Origin of the sequence: Streptomyces sp. NPDC006711 (assembly GCF_042869775.1) — a bacterium.
In the GTDB taxonomy this organism is placed as follows: domain Bacteria; phylum Actinomycetota; class Actinomycetes; order Streptomycetales; family Streptomycetaceae; genus Streptomyces.
In genome coordinates, this window is record NZ_JBIAGO010000008.1 from 255,288 (window position 1) to 271,432 (window position 16,145).

The window sequence follows — 16,145 nt, forward strand, 5'->3', positions numbered from 1 at the left end:
GGGCGGGGCTCCTGTCGGTTGCTCGGACGTCCTACTACCCGGCACCCTACGCAGCGGCCCGCCGACGACATCCGGCCATTTCAGCATGCGGTCGTACGTCTCGGCGCGGGTCGCCCCCGCCGGCCTCAGCCCGGGCCGGGACACACGAACTCGCACCACACCGACTTGCCCGGGTCCCGCTCCCCCACACCCCACTTGTCGGCCAGCGCCTCGACGAGCAGCAGCCCGCGCCCGCCCTCGTCGGCCACGTCCGCGACCCGGGGCACCCCGCCCCCGCTGTCCTGCACCTCGACCCGCAGCACGGCCCCGTCGCACAACGCCACCCGCAGCAGAAAACCCCGCCCGGGCGGCACCCCGTGCAGCAACGCGTTGGTGGCCAGCTCACTGACACAGAGCAGCACGTCGTCGCGCCGGTGCGCGAACCCCCAGTCGGACACGGCCCACTCGGCGAACTCCCGCGCCCCGGGCACGGATTGGCGCCGCCGGGGGTAGAAGCGTTCGCGGATTTCGTTCTCGGTCATGGGGGGAGGGTTGCGGAGGGATGGCTGCCGGGGGCAGTGCGCCGACCCGTACAACTTTTTTGTACGGGTCGCAGGCGCGTAACGAATGTGCGGGGGTGGGGAGTTGACAGAACATGCGACACCCAAGGAAGCGGGCCGGGAAGAACACGTCGGCGATGAAGTTGGTGGGCGCCCTCGTGGCAAACTTCAGAGAAGCCGCTGGCATGACCCAACGCGAACTCGCCCATCGCGCTCTCCTGCACCAGGAGATGATCGCCTCGATCGAACAGGGCCGTCGCCTGTTGAAGATCGACCTGGCTCGCTCACTGGACCGCATCCTCGACACGAAGGGCGCTCTGGAAACGGCGGTGGACAACATGCCGGAGATCAACTCGATCCCGGTGTGGGCAGAGGAGTACATGGACCTGGAGCGGGAGGCCATCGCGCTGTCCTGGTTCGAGAACCAGGTACTGCCGGGTCTACTTCAGACGGAGAGCTACGCGCAGGCGGTGTTCCGCAGCAAGGTACCCGCGATGAGCGAGGACGAGATCTTCGCGCAGGTCGCGAAGCGCATGGAGCGGCAGGAGATACTGCACCAGAAGGAACCGCCGACAATCAGCTTCGTCATCTCCGAGGCGACCCTGCGGGACCGCTTGGGCAACGACAAAGTGCATGCGGAAACGCTGCGGCACCTGCGTGTCTGCGCCTCCCTGCCGGGCCTGACCCTTCAGGTCATGCCATTGGGGAGGCATACTCACGCGGGGCTCAACGGCCCCTTCATCCTCGTGGAGACGCCGGACCATCAGCACCTCGGTTACGCCGAGACGCAGCGGGGCAGCCAACTCGTCTCCGACCCGGACGAGGTCAGTCTCCTCGCGCAGAAATATGCGATGCTGCGAACGCAGGCCCTCAACTCCGAGCAAACTAAAGGCTTGTTGGACCAGCTACTAGGAGAGCAATGAACATCGCGCTTACGTGGTTCAAGTCCAGCTACAGCGGCGACGAGGGCGGAGCCTGCCTCGAAATGGCATGCGTGTGGCGCAAGTCGAGCTACAGCGGAAGCGACGCCGGCGAGTGCGTCGAGGTAGCGACCCACCCCTCCGCGATCCACATCCGGGACTCCAAGAACCCGGAGGGCCCGACCCTCACCCTGAACCCAACCGCATGGCAGGGCTTCCTGCACACCCTTTGACGCGGAAGCACGTATACCGGCTGCGAGGAGAGACATGAGCACCCAACGCACGTGGTTCAAGTCCAGCTACAGCAGCGAAGAGGGCGGCCAGTGCCTCGAAATCGCCTGCGAGTGGCGTAAATCGAGCTACAGCGGAAGCGACGGCGGCCAGTGCGTCGAGGTGGCGACCCACCCCTCGGCGATCCACATCCGGGACTCCAAGAACCCGGAGGGCCCGGCCCTCACCCTGAACCCAGCCGCATGGCAGGGCTTCGTAACCACCCTCTGACCAGAGCGACGACGGTCAGTTGGTGTTGTGCGTGGGGTAGACCTGCACGTCCGCGTACGAACCCTTGACCTGGCCCGCACCGGACGGCCAGTCCAGGGTGATGGTGTGGGTCTCGTTCGGCGGCGTCACCAGGATGTTGGTGGGGTGCGAGAGGCTGTTGCCGCTGGAGTCAATCGTGTACGCGAGGTCGAAGACGGCGGCGTCACCGGGCTTGAGCGTGGTGACGCGTGGCTGGGCCTGACCCCGGGCTATGGGGTTGGAGGTGTGGTCGGCGTCCTTGATGTCGACGCCGGCGAACCCGGTCGCGGAGCAGGTCGTGGAACCCCGGTTGATCATGGTGATGTTGACGCGGCCGGAGGTCTTGTCGGGCGCGGCGTTCTGCGCGTCGATGGCGAGGTCCGCCGTCTTGCAGAACGTGGTCTTGCCGTCGCCCTTCGCCGTACCGTTGACGGCACCGTTCGCGGCGCCCTTGCCGGAGCCCGACTTGCCCTTGCCCGCGGACGATCCGCCGCCCGAGGAGGCCGAGCCGCCGTTGGACGAGGCGGAGCCGCTGCCCGAGTCCTTCGCGCCGCCGTCCGGGGCGGCGGTGGAGGGGGCGGAGGGGGCCGAGGACGACGCGGAGCCGGTCGCGGCGGAGCCCGACGCGGAGTCGTCACCGTTGCAGGCGGTCAGGGAGAACGTGGCGGCGACACCGAGCGCGGCGACTGCGGCGATGCGGGTGAGCTTCATGGTCTTCCCCTTGGAGAGGCGTTCGTTCGTTCGGACAGAACTATTTGTAACTCGCAGCGAGTTACGAGCGGTCTCCCACGACGTCTTCGTTCTGTCACAGGCGTCTCATATGAACGGTGTTGAGGGGCAGTCATTTGCCGGGTCGGGCGGCCGCGCAACTGCCGTGCGCGCTAGGTCAGTTGAGGACGTCCTCCGCGCTGCCGTCCACGACAACGATCAGAAGGGCTGCCCCAACCGGGGTGACAAGTGATGCAACCGGGGCCGGAGCGCGGCCCATGCGCAGTGTTGCCCCCGCCTGTGATGATCACTAAAGTCGGCCGGGTGACTGCCGGGTCGGCCATGGGCCACGCACGAGTGAGGTTCCCGGCCTCGGCGTGAGCCCGAGGCGGGCAAGAGGCCCGCCCCCTTTCTTCGAGTCTCAGCTCCCGGCGCCCCGCATCCGGCGCGCCGTTCCAGCGGATCCCAAGACCGGAGATACCCCACCGATGTCCCATGACCAGCAGTACCCGCATGGCTCCGCCCTGCCGACGGCCGGCGTCCACTTGAACCACACGGCCATCTACGCGAGCGACCGATACCTGTCCGCCGAGTTCCTTGCCGTGGTCCTCGGTCTGAAGGTCGCCGCCCCGTTCGGGCCGTTCCTGCCCGTCGACCTGGGCAATGGCGTGACGCTCGACTACTACGAGAAGAGGGACGAGCCGATCCAGTCGCAGCACTACGCGTTCCTCGTCCCCGACGACCAGTTCGACGGCGTGATCGCCCGTCTGGAGGCGGTCGGGGTCACCTACTACGCCGACCCCAGTCACACCGAACCCGGGCGGATCAACCGCCTGTTCGGGGGTCGCGGCGCGTACTTCGACGACCCGGACGGCCACAACATGGAGGTCATGACCCGGCCTTACGCGCGCCCGTAGGGCATGCCAGGTCCGTAACCAGGACGCACCTCGGGCGAGGCGGCGGCCCGGGACCTTGTCGCACGGGTCCCGGGTCCGGCCGACGCCGAAGGCGAAGTGAGGGAGTCGACCGACCCCGGTCACCCCCTCACAGCTCGTACCAATCGGCACGCAAGTCGGCCACGTGCTCCGCGATGACATCCCGACGTGGATCGGCCGAAAGCAGAGCCAGCCGCGCGAGAAGCGAGTCCACCTCGCGTCTGCTACTCGCACCCGTCTCTTAAACCGGCCATAAATGGCATGTTCATGGCCTGGTGCTCCGAGTGGCCCGACACGATCCTGAGCCCAACACCCGAGTCGACCTCGCCCGGCGGTGTCGGCATCCGGTGCTCGGCTTCGATGTTGAGGAGGGGCCATGGTTTCGGGGGGTCGGGGTAGCACTGGGGTGCGTGCGCGGGGGTGGTCGCGTGCACGGGTGACCGCGGCGGCGTTGACGGTGGTGTTGGTGGCGTCGCTGACGCAGGCGGTGGCCTCACCACTGGTGGCGTCGGCGTCGGCGTCGGCGGTGGTGCGGCGGGATCTGCCGTTGATGACGTCGGCACCGGCGCCGGCGAGTGACCTGAAGCGTGCCGAGCCCCCGCAGCCGAAGGCCGATTTCGCGCCGCTGGCGGGCAAGCCCGCGTCGAAGGAGCAGGTGCGGGCGGGGGAGGCGGCGCCGGAGACCAGCCTGGTCGGTCCGGTCGATGAGAGTGTGGTGTCCACGGAGACGCCGACGTTGAAGGTTCGTGACCTCGGCCAGGGGGTGTTGTACTGCTTCAAGGTGTCGACCGGGTTCGACGGCCGGTCCGGCAGTGTCGCTGATTCGGGGTGCCTGTCCACGCCGGAGTGGACGGTGCCCCGGCATGTGCTGAACGACGGCGGCAGGTATACCTGGGCGGCCGCCACGACTTCGGCAGCGGACAAGCCGGTGACCTCGCCGTCGTGGGTCGGGCATTTCACGGTCAACCAGCGGGTGGGTGATCCGGGGCCGGCGCCGTCCGACACGTCGGGGCCGGTGGCCGTCAACCTGTTCAACGGCAATGCCCAGTACAAGAATGCCGGTCCAGCGTTCGAGGCGGTGGGTGGCTCGGCCGGGGTGACGTTCGGCTTCAACTCCCGGCAGGGCGGTGAGGCGCATGGGGTGCGGGCGTCGTACTTCAACGATTCGCGGCACAACGGCACCCCCGACGATGCTCCGGTTCTGGTGCGCAACGAGCCGGCGGTGAACCTGAACACGATCCGGGATTCGTTGCCGGACAATCCGTGGTTCGACCCGTTCCCGGCCGCGTTGGACGAGAAGAATTACGTCATCCGGTGGGAGGGGCAGTTCACGGCTCCGGTGAGCGGGGACTTCCAGTTCGCCGGCGTCCATGCCGATGGCGCGAAGATCTGGGTGAACGGCCGACTGGTCTATGACAACCCCAACCCCGCGGGCATCAGTTTCGAGTTCCTGAACGACGCAGGTCCCAAGACCGACCGGGACACGACGCTGACCGCCGGTCAGCGGGTGCCGATCAAGGTCGAGTTGTACCACCATTCGGATGAGAAGCCGCAGATGGTGTTGTGGGCCAAGGGCATTGGCGCCGACTATGCGGGCCGGCGCTTCCGCAACTGGATGCCGCAGTCCGTGTCGACCGAGCGGTTGTATGCCCAGGACCCGCCGCCGCTGCCGGCCGGCTGGACCCTCGGACTGGCGGGCAGCGCCTACACCAAGGCCGAGATGCTGGACGGGTCGGTGGTGCTCACCGACGGCTCCGGCCGCAAGCACACCTGGGGCAAGGCCTCCAACGGTGGCTACAGGCCGCCGCCCGACGAAGACGGCGTGCTCGCCTTCGACACCGGCGGCCGGATCTCGGTGACCCAGACCGACACGGTGTCGGTGTTCAACGTCGACGGCACCCTGGCCACGGTCGCGTCGGTGCTGGACAGCAAGAAACCGGCCGCGCTGCAGTATCACTACAGCGGCACGGTCCCGCGGTTGGCCGAGATCACCGATCCCGTGTCGGGCCGGTCGCACCAGCTGTTCTACAACACCGACAACAGTGACAGCTGCTATGGCGGGACGGCCAAGCCGCCGGGCGCTGATGCGGCACCGGCGAACATGCTGTGCCGCATCAGGTATTGGGACGGGACCGAGACCCGGCTGTGGTACCTGTTCGGCACCCTGGCCCGGATCGAGAACCCCGGCGCGTCGATCTCCGACTACGACTACCTGGACCGGTCGGCCAACCAAGCGGAGTACAACAAGTCCGGAACCAGCGAGCAGGACAAGGAGAGACTGAAGGAGAGCGTCGGGCCGATCACCGTGATCCGTGATCCGCTGGCCTATGACTGGCTGGTCCGGCAGACCTCGGGGGTCTTCGCCGAGCGCACCGTGATCCGCTACCAGGCTGGTTACGAACCCGAAGCCCGCCAGACACTGTTGCGGGCGGTCCAGGTGGCGCTGCCGTGGGCGGATGGCAGACCCGGGATCGGGTTCCCCGGCGGGCATTCCTACTCCTACGACCTGGCCGGCAAGAGCGCCTCTGTGGATGTGAGTGGGCTGAACGATCCCCTCCATCCAGGCCACAACCGCACCGTCACCTACGACGACGCCGGCCGCGCGTTGAGGTCGACCGACGCCGACGGGGTCACCACCGCGCAGGAATGGAACGCCAAGGACAAGCCCATCGCGAGCGTCGACGCGCGAGGGAAACGCAGCACCATCATCTACGACCACGCCGACCGTCCCACCGACGATTTCGGGCCCGCCCCGGCGTCGTGCTTCGACGGCCAGGCCCCGACCGCCGCGTGCGCGGGGACGATCCCGCACAGCCATGTCGGCTATGACGAGGGCATGACGGGGTTGCAGGCCGCGTTGTACGGCAACCCGGGCTTGTCGGGTGTGCCCGCGGTGTGGCAGACCGGGGTCGGCACCAGCGATGGTTCCCTGGCCGGCACCTGGGGCGGCAACCCGCCGGTGGCGAACACTGACGGCTGGTCGGGGCGGTTCACCGGCGAGATCCAGTTCCCCGCCGCCGGCGAGTACCAGCTCGGGTTCACCGTCGTCGACGGGGTCCGGCTGTGGATCGACGACGTGCTGACCGTGGACAGCTGGACCGACAAACCCAGCACCACCGCCCCCGGCATTTACAAGAACACCACCGCCGGCAGCTGGCACCGGGTCCGCGTCGACTACTACAACCGTGCCGGCACGACCGGTGCCCTGAACTTCACCTGGACACCTCCCGGCGCGGGTGCCGCCGTGACCGTGCCGGGGACGAACTTGGCGCCCCGCTACGGGAATCAGACCAGCAACGTCACCGACAGCACCTCCGGGGGCCAAGTCGAACGCGCGCCCTCGACGAGCGCCGCGACCGGCTACTCCGATCCCACGGCGGGGATTGATCCGGCGTTCGGGCTGGTGGTGTCCAAGACGGGCGACCCGGGCGGCCTCAACCTGACCCGGCGCAACAGTTTCGAGAAACCCGGTACCGGGTTCCTGCGTCAACTGGCCACAGCTTTGCCGGCCGGGGACATCACCGATCCGGGCAAGCGCGGCACCACCGCCTATTACGGCGACACCGAAACCCGCGCCAACCCCTGCGACCCACACGCGCAAGCGGTCCACCAAGGCGGCATGGCCAAAACCATCACGGCCGCCCGTAGCGCCGACGGGTCAGCCAACACAGCCGAACAGGTCTACGACGTCGCAGGCCGGGTCATCGCCTCCCGGATCAACACCCAGCCCTGGTCCTGTACCAGCTACGACACTCGCGGCCGGGTCACCCGGAAGTCGTTCCCGGCGATGGACGGCCAACCCGCCCGCACCATCAGCTACGACCACGCGGTCGGCGGCGACCCCCTCACCGGCAAGGTCAGCGACGAGTCCGGATCGACCACCACCGTGATCGACCTGCTCGGCCACGTGGTGTCCTACACCGACGCCAGCGGCGTGACCACCACCACCGCCTACGACGTCGCCGGCCGCAAGACCAGTGAGACCACAACGGTCAAGGGCGCCTCGACGACCCTGGCCTACCGGTGGACCAAAGCGTCCCGCCTGAGTGGCCTCGACCTGGACGGGACCACGGTGGCCACCCCTGCCTACGACGCGGGATTCCTGCGGGGCGTGGCCAACGGCAACCAATCGAACCTCGCGATCACCTACAACGACGCCGAAACACCGACCGCGCTGACCTGGCAGACCCCGGCCTCGACGGTCACCGACACCGTCACCCGCTCCCGTGACAACCGGGTCACCGACGACACCATCACCGACACCGCCACCCCCGACACCAAATACACCTCCGGCTACACCTACGACGGCGTCGGCCGGCTGGTCGCCGCCACCGTGCCACACCACCAGCTCACCTACGCCTACGCCGCGGACGGCGGCTGCGGCCCGAACACGAAAGCCGGGCAGAACAGCAACCGCACCACGTCCACCGACAGCCTCAACGGCGCGGCCCCGACCAGCACCCTCTACTGCTACGACCAGGCCGACCGGCTGACCTCCACCAGCGGCGGACTCGCGCTGTCGTTCGGTTACGACGCCTACGGCAACGCGACCAAGATCGGCACCGACACCCTCGGTTATGACTCCACCCGCCGACACATCACCACCAGCTCTGCCGGGCGCACCGTGCGATACACCCGCGACGTCACCGATCGCATCACCGCACGAACGGTCACCGAAGGCGGCAAACCCGCGCAGGTCACCCGCTACGGCTTCACCAGCGGCTCCGGCGGCCCGGACATCATTCTCGACAGCGGCGGAAACCTCCGGCAGCGCGTACTAGGGCTGCCCGGCGGGGTCGTGCTCACCAAGACCTACACCCAGAACCCGACCACCAACTGGGCCTGTCCCAACATCCACGGCGACATCCTGTTCACCACCGATGGCGCTGGCGCGCGCACCGGCGCCATCCATCTGTACGACCCGTTCGGGCAGGACATCGATCCCGCCACCGGCGCTATCGGTGACGTCCCCATCCCCGCCACCGCCGAGGGCGGCATGGACTTCGGGTACCTCGGCCAGCACACCGTCCCCATCGAACACGTCGCCAACCAGCAAGCACTCGAAATGGGAGCCCGTACCTACCTCCCCGCCCTCGGCCGCTTCCTGCAAACCGACCCCATCGCCGCAGGCTCCGCCAACGACTACGACTACACCAACGCCGACCCCGTCAACAACCACGACCTCACCGGCGAATACCCCAAACGTGCGGATCCGGATGCTTGGAATGTATACGATCCTAATGCTCCGCCGAGTCGTATCCCAGCCGGAGGCGCATACCTAAGTGTGCTAGTGCCTCTAGTTGTGGCCGGGTACATTATTCTCGATTCAGGCAGGATCGCGCATGAAAACGACGTGAAAAACGGTGTCCCGATAAAAACAACTCAAGCTGAAATTAACCGCGCCGGGCCCCCGCGCGATCCCGGTCGCCCTTGCGGAGAGGCATGTGTGAAGGTGTTCCCTGACCCCACACTGGACGCGCCAAGTGGTCAGGGCGAACCGGTGCCAGTAAGCAAACCAGAGCCAGTTCGCGAGCCCGACGGGCGAATCCACTGCGGCTGTCGGAATTCGACAGGAGGCCCAAGCTTCTGAGATTCCGACCCGGTGTCGGCGGATATCGAGAAGACGAGGACGACGCACTGCCGACCGGGGTTCCGGGGGTTCGTTTCCTTCCCCGGCCCCGGAACAGACTCAGCACAGACGCGTTCCTCGATCGCTTGCAGTCATACCCGGCCAAGTACCAGTGCCCAGCAGTTGTGGCAGGGGCCGCCGGTGGTTCTGCTCACCCCGATGGTCCGGTATCCGCAGTCGTGGTCGCCGTGCTGACGGCCGACCCCGGGTCCCCGGCGACGCGGGCCCGGCGGGGACCCGCACGCCCAGGGCGCCCCGCCCGCCCGGGGCAACCGACGCCGGGCCGACGGCAGACCCCGCTCAGAGACCCCGCGCGACCTCGGTCGCCCAGTACGTCAGGATCATGTTGGCGCCGGCCCGCTTGATGCCGGTCAGGGTTTCCAGGATGGCGCGGTCGCGGTCGATCCAGCCCTTTTCGGCGGCGGCCTCGATCATCGCGTACTCGCCGCTGATCTGGTACGCCGCGACCGGCACGTCCACCGACTCGGCGACCTTGGCCAGGATGTCGAGGTAGGGGCCGGCCGGCTTGACCATGACCATGTCCGCGCCCTCGGCCAGGTCCAGCGCCAACTCCCGCATGGATTCACGGGTGTTGGCGGGGTCCTGCTGGTACGTCTTGCGGTCGCCGCGCAGGGAGGAGCCGACAGCCTCGCGGAACGGGCCGTAGAAGGCGGAGGAGTACTTGGCGGTGTAGGCCAGGATCGACACGTCCTCGTGCCCGGTCTGGTCCAACGCGTCCCGGATGACGCCTACTTGGCCGTCCATCATGCCGGAGGGGCCCACGACGTGGACGCCCGCGTCGGCCTGGACCTGGGCCATCTCCGCGTAGCGCTCCAGGGTGGCGTCGTTGTCGACGCGGCCGTCCGCGTCGAGCACGCCGCAGTGGCCGTGGTCGGTGTACTCGTCCAGGCACAGGTCCGACATGATCACCAGGTCGTCGCCGACCTCTTCGCGCACGGCGCGGATGGCGACCTGGAGGATGCCGTCGGGGTCGGTGCCCGCGGTACCGGCCGCGTCCTTCTTCTCGTCCTGCGGCACGCCGAAGAGCATGATCCCGGCGACACCCGCGCCGACCGCCTCCACGGCGGCCTTCCGCAGGGTGTCCAGGGTGTGCTGGGCCACGCCCGGCATGGCCTGGATCGGAACGGGTTCGGTGATCCCTTCCCGTACGAAGGCGGGGAGGACGAGGTCGGCGGGGTGCAGCTGGGTCTCCGCGACCATGCGGCGCATGGCGGGGGTGGTGCGCAGCCGACGGGGCCGGGCCCCGGGGAAGGATCCGTACACAGTCATGCCGTACACGCTACGCCGCCGCGGAGGGGGTTTTCCCCCACCCCGCCCCTTCCCGAAACCCGCCGGGGGTGTGTGCCCTCGGCTGCGACCCGTGGGTGGCTGATCGCGCAGTTCCCCGCGCCCCTGACTACTCGATGCCGATCAGCTCGGACATCCTCAGCCCGTCATGGGGGTCCCCCTGGCCCTTAAGGCCTTGGGGGAGTTTGAGGACGAGCGGCGTTCAGGCGCGAACGGGGGTGCAGGCGGCGGAGCCCCCGCCCGGGGCCCGGGGCGGGGGCTCCGCCGCCCCGGGCCCCAGGGGGCCGGGGGCACCCGGGTTATGTCGTGCGGCGGCGCCTCGCGCCCGGGCGGCGTTCGCTGGGGCGGGTGACGTGCTCGCCCGCCGACATCGCCGCGTCCCGCCGAGCCGCCCCGAAGTCCGCCAGCGCCTGCGCGAGCTTGTGGACGGACGGCTCGGGAGCCATCACGTCCACCCGCAGCCCGTGCTCCTCGGCCGTCTTCGCCGTGGCCGGGCCGATGCACGCGATCACCGTGACGTTGTGCGGCTTGCCCGCGATGCCCACGAGGTTGCGCACCGTGGAGGACGACGTGAAGAGCACCGCGTCGAAGCCGCCGCCCTTGATCGCCTCACGCGTGTCGGCCGGCGGCGGCGAGGCCCGCACCGTCCGGTAGGCCGTGACGTCGTCGACCTCCCAGCCCAGCTCGATCAGACCCGCCACCAGCGTCTCGGTGGCGATGTCGGCGCGCGGCAGGAAGACGCGGTCGATCGGGTCGAAGACGGGGTCGTAGGGCGGCCAGTCCTCCAGGAGACCGGCGGCCGACTGCTCACCGCTGGGCACCAGGTCCGGCTTGACGCCGAACTCGATCAGCGAGGCAGCCGTCTGCTCGCCGACCGCGGCGACCTTGATACCGGCGAACGCGCGCGCGTCGAGCCCGTACTCCTCGAACTTCTCGCGCACCGCCTTCACCGCGTTGACGCTGGTGAACGCGATCCACTCGTAGCGGCCCGTCACCAGGCCCTTGACCGCGCGCTCCATCTGCTGGGGCGTGCGCGGCGGCTCGACGGCGATCGTCGGCACCTCGTGCGGCACGGCCCCGTACGACCTGAGCTGGTCGGAGAGCGAGGCGGACTGCTCCTTGGTACGCGGTACGAGCACGCGCCAGCCGAACAGCGGCTTGGACTCGAACCACGAGAGCTGATCACGCTGAGCGGGTGCGCTGCGCTCGCCGACCACGGCTATCACGGCCTGGTGCCCGTCCGGCGAGGGCAGCACCTTCGCCTGCTTGAGCACCTGGGCGACCGAGCCGAGCGTCGCCGACCAGGTCCGCTGGCGCGTGGTGGTGCCCGCGATCGTCACGGTCATCGGAGTGTCGGGCTTGCGGCCCGCCGAGACCAGCTCGCCGGCGGCGGCCGCGACGGTCTCCAGCGTGGTGGAGACCACCACCGTGCCGTCGCTCGCGCCGACCTCCGCCCAGCACCGCTCGGAGGCGGTACGGGCGTCGACGAAGCGGACGTCGGCGCCGCTCGCGCCGCTCAGCGGGACACCGGCGTACGCGGGTACGCCGACCGCGGCGGCCACGCCGGGCACCACCTCGAAGGGGATGCCCGCCGAGGCGCAGGCCTGCATCTCCCCCGCGGCGTCGCCGTCGAGACCCGGGTCACCGGCGACGGCACGGACGACCCGCCTGCCGGAGCGCGCGGCCTCCATGACAAGATTGGCGGCATCCCGCAACACGGGGATCCCGGCGGTTGTTGACGCCTCGTCAATGACCGTCAGCTGGGGTGTGTCCACACCCGCCCGCGCATGCGCGCGAACAACGTCGAGCACAGCGGGCTCGGCGATCAGGACGTCCGCCGAAGCCAGCGCCTCAACGGCGCGCAGCGTCAGCAGCCCGGGGTCACCGGGACCGGCACCGAGGAAGGTGACGTTTCCGGCTGCGGTGGGGTGGGTCGTGGGGCTCAAAGTGCTCGCTCCCCCATAAGACCGGCCGCACCCTTGGCGAGCATCTCATCCGCGAGTTCGCGTCCGAGGGCCATCGCTTCGTCGTGCGACGTGGGTACGGGACCGGTGGTGGACAGCTGCACCAGCGAGGAACCGTCGGTGGTACCGACAACTCCGCGCAGGCGCATCTCATGAACAGCCTGCCCGTCGTCCAGGACGTCGGCCAGCGCACCCACAGGTGCGCTGCAACCGGCCTCCAGGGCGGCGAGCAGGGATCGCTCGGCGGTCACGGCGGCCCGCGTGAACGGGTCGTCGAGCTCGGCGAGCACGGCGGCGAGGTCGGCGTTGGCCGCCGCGCACTCGATCGCCAGGGCCCCCTGGCCGGGGGCGGGCAAAACGGTGTCGACCGACAGGATCTCGGTCACGACGTCGCCGCGTCCGATGCGGTTGAGCCCGGCGGCGGCCAGGACCACCGCGTCGAGCTCGCCCTTGGTGACGTAGCCGACGCGGGTGTCGATGTTGCCGCGGATCGGCACCGTCTCGATCGTCATCCCGTGACCGCGGGCGTACGCGTTGAGCTGCGCCATCCGCCGGGGCGAGCCGGTGCCCACGCGGGCGCCGGCGGGCAGCTCGGCGAAGGTCAGCCCGTCACGGGCGACCAGCACATCGCGCGGGTCCTCGCGGACCGGCACGGCGGCCAGCACGAGATCGGGGTGCTGGGCGGTGGGCAGGTCCTTGAGGGAGTGCACCGCGAAGTCGACCTCGCCGCGCAGCAGCGCCTCGCGCAGGGCCACGACGAACACACCGGTGCCGCCGATCTGCGCCAGGTGCTCGCGGGAGGTGTCCCCGTACGTGGTGATCTCCACAAGCTCGACCTGACGGCCCGTCAACTGCCGTACGGCGTCGGCCACCTGGCCCGACTGGGCCATGGCGAGCTTGCTGCGCCTGGTCCCGAGTCGGAGTGCTTTCTCGGTCATGACCGCCCTCGGTTCTTGACATCGGCGTCGTTCAGGTCGGCCCGGGAGACGGCGGCCACCGCGTCCGGGTCGAGGTCGAAGAGAGTGCGCAGCGCGTCCGCGTACCCGGCGCCGCCGGGCTCCGCCGCGAGCTGCTTGATCCGCACGGTCGGCGCGTGCAGAAGCTTGTCCACGACGCGGCGCACGGTCTGGGTGACCTCGGAGCGCTGCTTGTCGTCGAGGTCCGGCAGCCGGCCCTCAAGACGCGCGACCTCGCCGGCCACCACCTCGGCGGCCATGGCGCGCAGCGCGACCACGGTCGGCGTGATGTGCGCGGCCCGCTGGGCGGCGCCGAAGGCGGCCACCTCGTCCGAGACGATGGCGCGTACCTGGTCCACGTCGGCGGCCATCGGCGCGTCGGCGGACGCCTCGGCGAGCGATTCGATGTCCACCAGACGCACCCCGGGCACCCGGTGCACGGCGGCGTCGATGTCGCGCGGCATGGCGAGGTCGAGCAGCGCCAGCTTCACGGGCCCGGCCGGTACGGGGATGTCCTTGCGCTCCCGGGCGATCCTGCGCTCGGTGTTCTCGGCCCAACTCCCGTGCAGCTCAAGGGAGTCGGCGTCGGGGGCGACGGCGTCCGGGGCGGCGGCGGTCGCCCCGTCGGCCCGCAGCGCCTCGTCGACCAGACCGAACCCGGCCATCGCGGCGCCCGCGGCGGCGGTGGCGGTGGCGGTGGCGGTGGCGGGGAAGCCGACCGGGCAGCCCTCGGCGATGGCGGCATCGGCGGACGCGGCATCGGCGGGCGCGGCCGGGGCCGACAGGCTCTCGCCGACGGCCAGGGCGACGGCCTCGCCGGTCAGCACGAGGCCGGTGGCGCCGGTGCAGGAGACCGCGATGTCGACTCGTGTCAGTTCGCGCGCGACATCGGCCATCGCGATCGCCCGCGCGGCCGTGCCCGACTCGCCCAGGATCTCGGCAAGCCGCTCGGCGCGGGCGTGCGTGCGGTTGGCGACGACGATCTCGTCGATCCCGGTCCGGCCCAGCGTCGCGGCGGCGAGCGAGGACATCGAACCCGCGCCGATGACCAGCGCCCGCTTGCCCTTGGCCCAGTCCGCGACGGGCGCGCCCGCGGCCAGCTGCTCAAGACCGAAGGTGACGAGCGACTGCCCGGCCCGGTCGATCCCGGTCTCGCTGTGGGCGCGCTTGCCGACCCTGAGCGCCTGCTGGAACAAGTCGTTCAACAGCCGCCCGGCGGTGTGCAGTTCCTGCCCGAGCGCGAGGGTGTCCTTGATCTGGCCGAGGATCTGGCCCTCGCCGACCACCATCGAGTCCAGACCGCAGGCCACCGAGAAGAGGTGGTGGACGGCCCGGTCCTCGTAGTGCACGTACAGATAAGGGGTGAGCTCTTCGAGGCCCACGCCGCTGTGCTGGGCGAGCAGCGTGGACAGCTCGGCGACACCGGCGTGGAACTTGTCCACGTCCGCGTACAGCTCGATGCGGTTGCAGGTGGCCAGCACCGCGGCCTCGGCGGCGGGCTCGGCGGCGAGGGTGTCGTGGAGCAGCTTGGCCCGCGCGTCCGCGGACAGGGAGGCCCGCTCCAGGACGCTGACGGGGGCGCTGCGGTGGCTGAGGCCGACGACCAGGAGGCTCATGCCGGCATCACGGCGGGCAGATCCCCGTCCGGTCCCTTCCGGCCGGGGCCGGTGGCGCGCACCGGCGGCACCACGGCGGCGGCCGCGGCGCCCGCCTCGGCGACGGCGGCTTCCTCGCCGGCCTTGCGCTGCTCGTGGAAGGCGAGGATCTGGAGCTCGATGGAGAGGTCGACCTTGCGGACGTCGACGCCCTCGGGGACCGAGAGCACGGTCGGCGCGAAGTTGAGGATGGAGGTCACCCCGGCCGCGACCAGCCGGTCGCAGACCTGCTGAGCGGCGCCCGCCGGGGTCGCGATGACCCCGATCGAGACGCCGTTGTCGCTGATGATCTTCTCCAGGTCGTCGGTGTGCCGCACCGGCATCCCGGCGACCGGCTTCCCGGCCATGGCGGGGTCGGCGTCTATCAGGGCCGCGACCCGGAAGCCGCGCGAGGCGAAGCCGCCGTAGTTGGCGAGCGCGGCGCCGAGGTTGCCGATACCGACGATCACAACCGGCCAGTCCTGGGTCAGACCCAGCTCACGGGAGATCTGGTAGACGAGATACTCGACGTCGTAACCGACTCCGCGGGTGCCGTAGGAGCCCAGGTACGAGAAGTCCTTGCGCAGCTTCGCGGAGTTGACCCCGGCGGCGGCCGCCAGCTCCTCGGAGGAGACCGTGGGCACGGAGCGCTCCGAAAGGCCGGTGAGCGCACGCAGATACAGCGGAAGCCTGGCGACGGTGGCCTCGGGGATTCCTCGGCTTCGGGTCGCCGGTCGGTGAGTTCGGCCAGTTGCCACGGTGCTCCTGCGGGATGAGCGGGGCTGTAGGCGGCCACACGTTCCAGGGCCGCCCCGTCGGATGCAGGCTATGTCTTTGTGAACGCGTGCACAAAGATGGTGTCCGCTTTGTCCGAGCAAAGTGACCGGGCTCACGCGAGCCGGGGAGGAGATCGCGGAACCACCGAGGGGTTCAGTCCGTTCAGGACCCGAAGGGGGCAAAGCCGCACACTCTCCTCACAGCGATACCCCCGAATCACAGCAAAACGACCATGATGGTAACCGCAACCATCGCG

Annotated in this window: 12 protein-coding genes; 5 read left to right on the forward strand and 7 right to left on the reverse strand. The window is 69.7% G+C overall.

The genetic code is table 11. The features are described 5' to 3' along the window. Positions 1–125 precede the first annotated feature (125 nt). Positions 126–521, reverse strand: a complete 396-nt coding sequence (locus ACFYM2_RS19110) for an ATP-binding protein (protein WP_388458529.1) — start codon at positions 519–521, stop codon at positions 126–128. A 155-nt stretch (positions 522–676) separates the two neighbouring features. On the opposite strand from ACFYM2_RS19110, the gene ACFYM2_RS19115 reads away from it, so the two are divergent. Genes ACFYM2_RS19115 through ACFYM2_RS19125 form a run of 3 tightly spaced genes read left to right on the forward strand, consistent with a single transcriptional unit; the run spans position 677 to position 1,960 of the window. After that, entirely contained in the window at positions 677–1,462 is a 786-nt protein-coding gene (locus tag ACFYM2_RS19115) for a Scr1 family TA system antitoxin-like transcriptional regulator (protein ID WP_388837421.1), read from the forward strand. Further along, complete coding sequence (locus ACFYM2_RS19120; RefSeq protein ID WP_358998231.1) at positions 1,459–1,692, forward strand: DUF397 domain-containing protein; 234 nt, start codon at positions 1,459–1,461, stop codon at positions 1,690–1,692. Before ACFYM2_RS19115 ends, ACFYM2_RS19120 begins: the two co-directional genes overlap by 4 nt. A gap of 34 nt (positions 1,693–1,726) precedes the next feature. Then, the gene (locus ACFYM2_RS19125; protein WP_358998228.1) at positions 1,727–1,960 is read left to right on the forward strand and encodes a DUF397 domain-containing protein; all 234 of its coding nucleotides are present in this window, start codon (positions 1,727–1,729) and stop codon (positions 1,958–1,960) included. Positions 1,961–1,975: 15 nt separating this feature from the next. Here the strand turns inward: ACFYM2_RS19125 and ACFYM2_RS19130 are convergent, their stop codons facing one another. Beyond that, a complete protein-coding gene (locus ACFYM2_RS19130) occupies positions 1,976–2,689 on the reverse strand; it encodes a DUF4232 domain-containing protein (protein WP_388837424.1) in 714 nt (237 codons plus the stop codon). A gap of 485 nt (positions 2,690–3,174) precedes the next feature. Here ACFYM2_RS19130 and ACFYM2_RS19135 point away from each other — a divergent pair, with 485 nt between their 5' ends. Both ACFYM2_RS19135 and ACFYM2_RS19140 read left to right on the forward strand, forming a co-directional pair. Beyond that, positions 3,175–3,603: a VOC family protein gene (locus ACFYM2_RS19135; protein WP_358998222.1), complete on the forward strand. Its 429-nt coding sequence runs from the start codon at positions 3,175–3,177 to the stop codon at positions 3,601–3,603. Positions 3,604–4,057: 454 nt separating this feature from the next. After that, positions 4,058–9,211 (forward strand): PA14 domain-containing protein, encoded by a 5,154-nt coding sequence (locus ACFYM2_RS19140; RefSeq protein WP_388837427.1) that lies wholly within the window; start codon positions 4,058–4,060, stop codon positions 9,209–9,211. Between the two features lie 339 nt (positions 9,212–9,550). Here ACFYM2_RS19140 and hemB read toward each other — a convergent pair whose 3' ends face one another. The 5 genes from hemB to ACFYM2_RS19165 all read right to left on the reverse strand — a co-directional run bounded on the left by hemB (position 9,551) and on the right by ACFYM2_RS19165 (position 15,870). Beyond that, positions 9,551–10,540 carry a porphobilinogen synthase gene (hemB, locus tag ACFYM2_RS19145; RefSeq protein WP_388458524.1) on the reverse strand — a complete coding sequence of 330 codons (990 nt, stop codon included), beginning with the start codon at positions 10,538–10,540 and terminating at the stop codon, positions 9,551–9,553. Positions 10,541–10,857: 317 nt separating this feature from the next. Continuing rightward, positions 10,858–12,504 (reverse strand): bifunctional uroporphyrinogen-III C-methyltransferase/uroporphyrinogen-III synthase, encoded by a 1,647-nt coding sequence (locus ACFYM2_RS19150; RefSeq protein WP_350231977.1) that lies wholly within the window; start codon positions 12,502–12,504, stop codon positions 10,858–10,860. After that, positions 12,501–13,460, reverse strand: a complete 960-nt coding sequence (hemC, locus tag ACFYM2_RS19155) for a hydroxymethylbilane synthase (RefSeq protein WP_388837430.1) — start codon at positions 13,458–13,460, stop codon at positions 12,501–12,503. The genes ACFYM2_RS19150 and hemC overlap by 4 nt, the downstream gene beginning before the upstream one ends. Next, positions 13,457–15,094 (reverse strand): glutamyl-tRNA reductase, encoded by a 1,638-nt coding sequence (locus ACFYM2_RS19160; RefSeq protein WP_388837433.1) that lies wholly within the window; start codon positions 15,092–15,094, stop codon positions 13,457–13,459. The genes hemC and ACFYM2_RS19160 overlap by 4 nt, the downstream gene beginning before the upstream one ends. Next, positions 15,091–15,870, reverse strand: a complete 780-nt coding sequence (locus ACFYM2_RS19165) for a redox-sensing transcriptional repressor Rex (RefSeq protein WP_350231974.1) — start codon at positions 15,868–15,870, stop codon at positions 15,091–15,093. Before ACFYM2_RS19165 ends, ACFYM2_RS19160 begins: the two co-directional genes overlap by 4 nt. Positions 15,871–16,145: the final 275 nt, after the last annotated feature.

Bases quoted from the DNA above. Each gene is read 5' to 3' on its own strand.
- ACFYM2_RS19130 (WP_388837424.1), bottom strand. From the start codon at position 2,689: ATGAAGCTCACCCGCATCGCCGCAGTCGCCGCGCTCGGTGTCGCCGCC.
- ACFYM2_RS19160 (WP_388837433.1), bottom strand. From the start codon at position 15,094: ATGAGCCTCCTGGTCGTCGGCCTCAGCCACCGCAGCGCCCCCGTCAGC.
- hemC (WP_388837430.1), bottom strand. From the start codon at position 13,460: ATGACCGAGAAAGCACTCCGACTCGGGACCAGGCGCAGCAAGCTCGCC.
- ACFYM2_RS19125 (WP_358998228.1), top strand. From the start codon at position 1,727: ATGAGCACCCAACGCACGTGGTTCAAGTCCAGCTACAGCAGCGAAGAG.
- ACFYM2_RS19120 (WP_358998231.1), top strand. From the start codon at position 1,459: ATGAACATCGCGCTTACGTGGTTCAAGTCCAGCTACAGCGGCGACGAG.
- hemB (WP_388458524.1), bottom strand. From the start codon at position 10,540: ATGACTGTGTACGGATCCTTCCCCGGGGCCCGGCCCCGTCGGCTGCGC.
- ACFYM2_RS19115 (WP_388837421.1), top strand. From the start codon at position 677: ATGAAGTTGGTGGGCGCCCTCGTGGCAAACTTCAGAGAAGCCGCTGGC.
- ACFYM2_RS19110 (WP_388458529.1), bottom strand. From the start codon at position 521: ATGACCGAGAACGAAATCCGCGAACGCTTCTACCCCCGGCGGCGCCAA.
- ACFYM2_RS19135 (WP_358998222.1), top strand. From the start codon at position 3,175: ATGTCCCATGACCAGCAGTACCCGCATGGCTCCGCCCTGCCGACGGCC.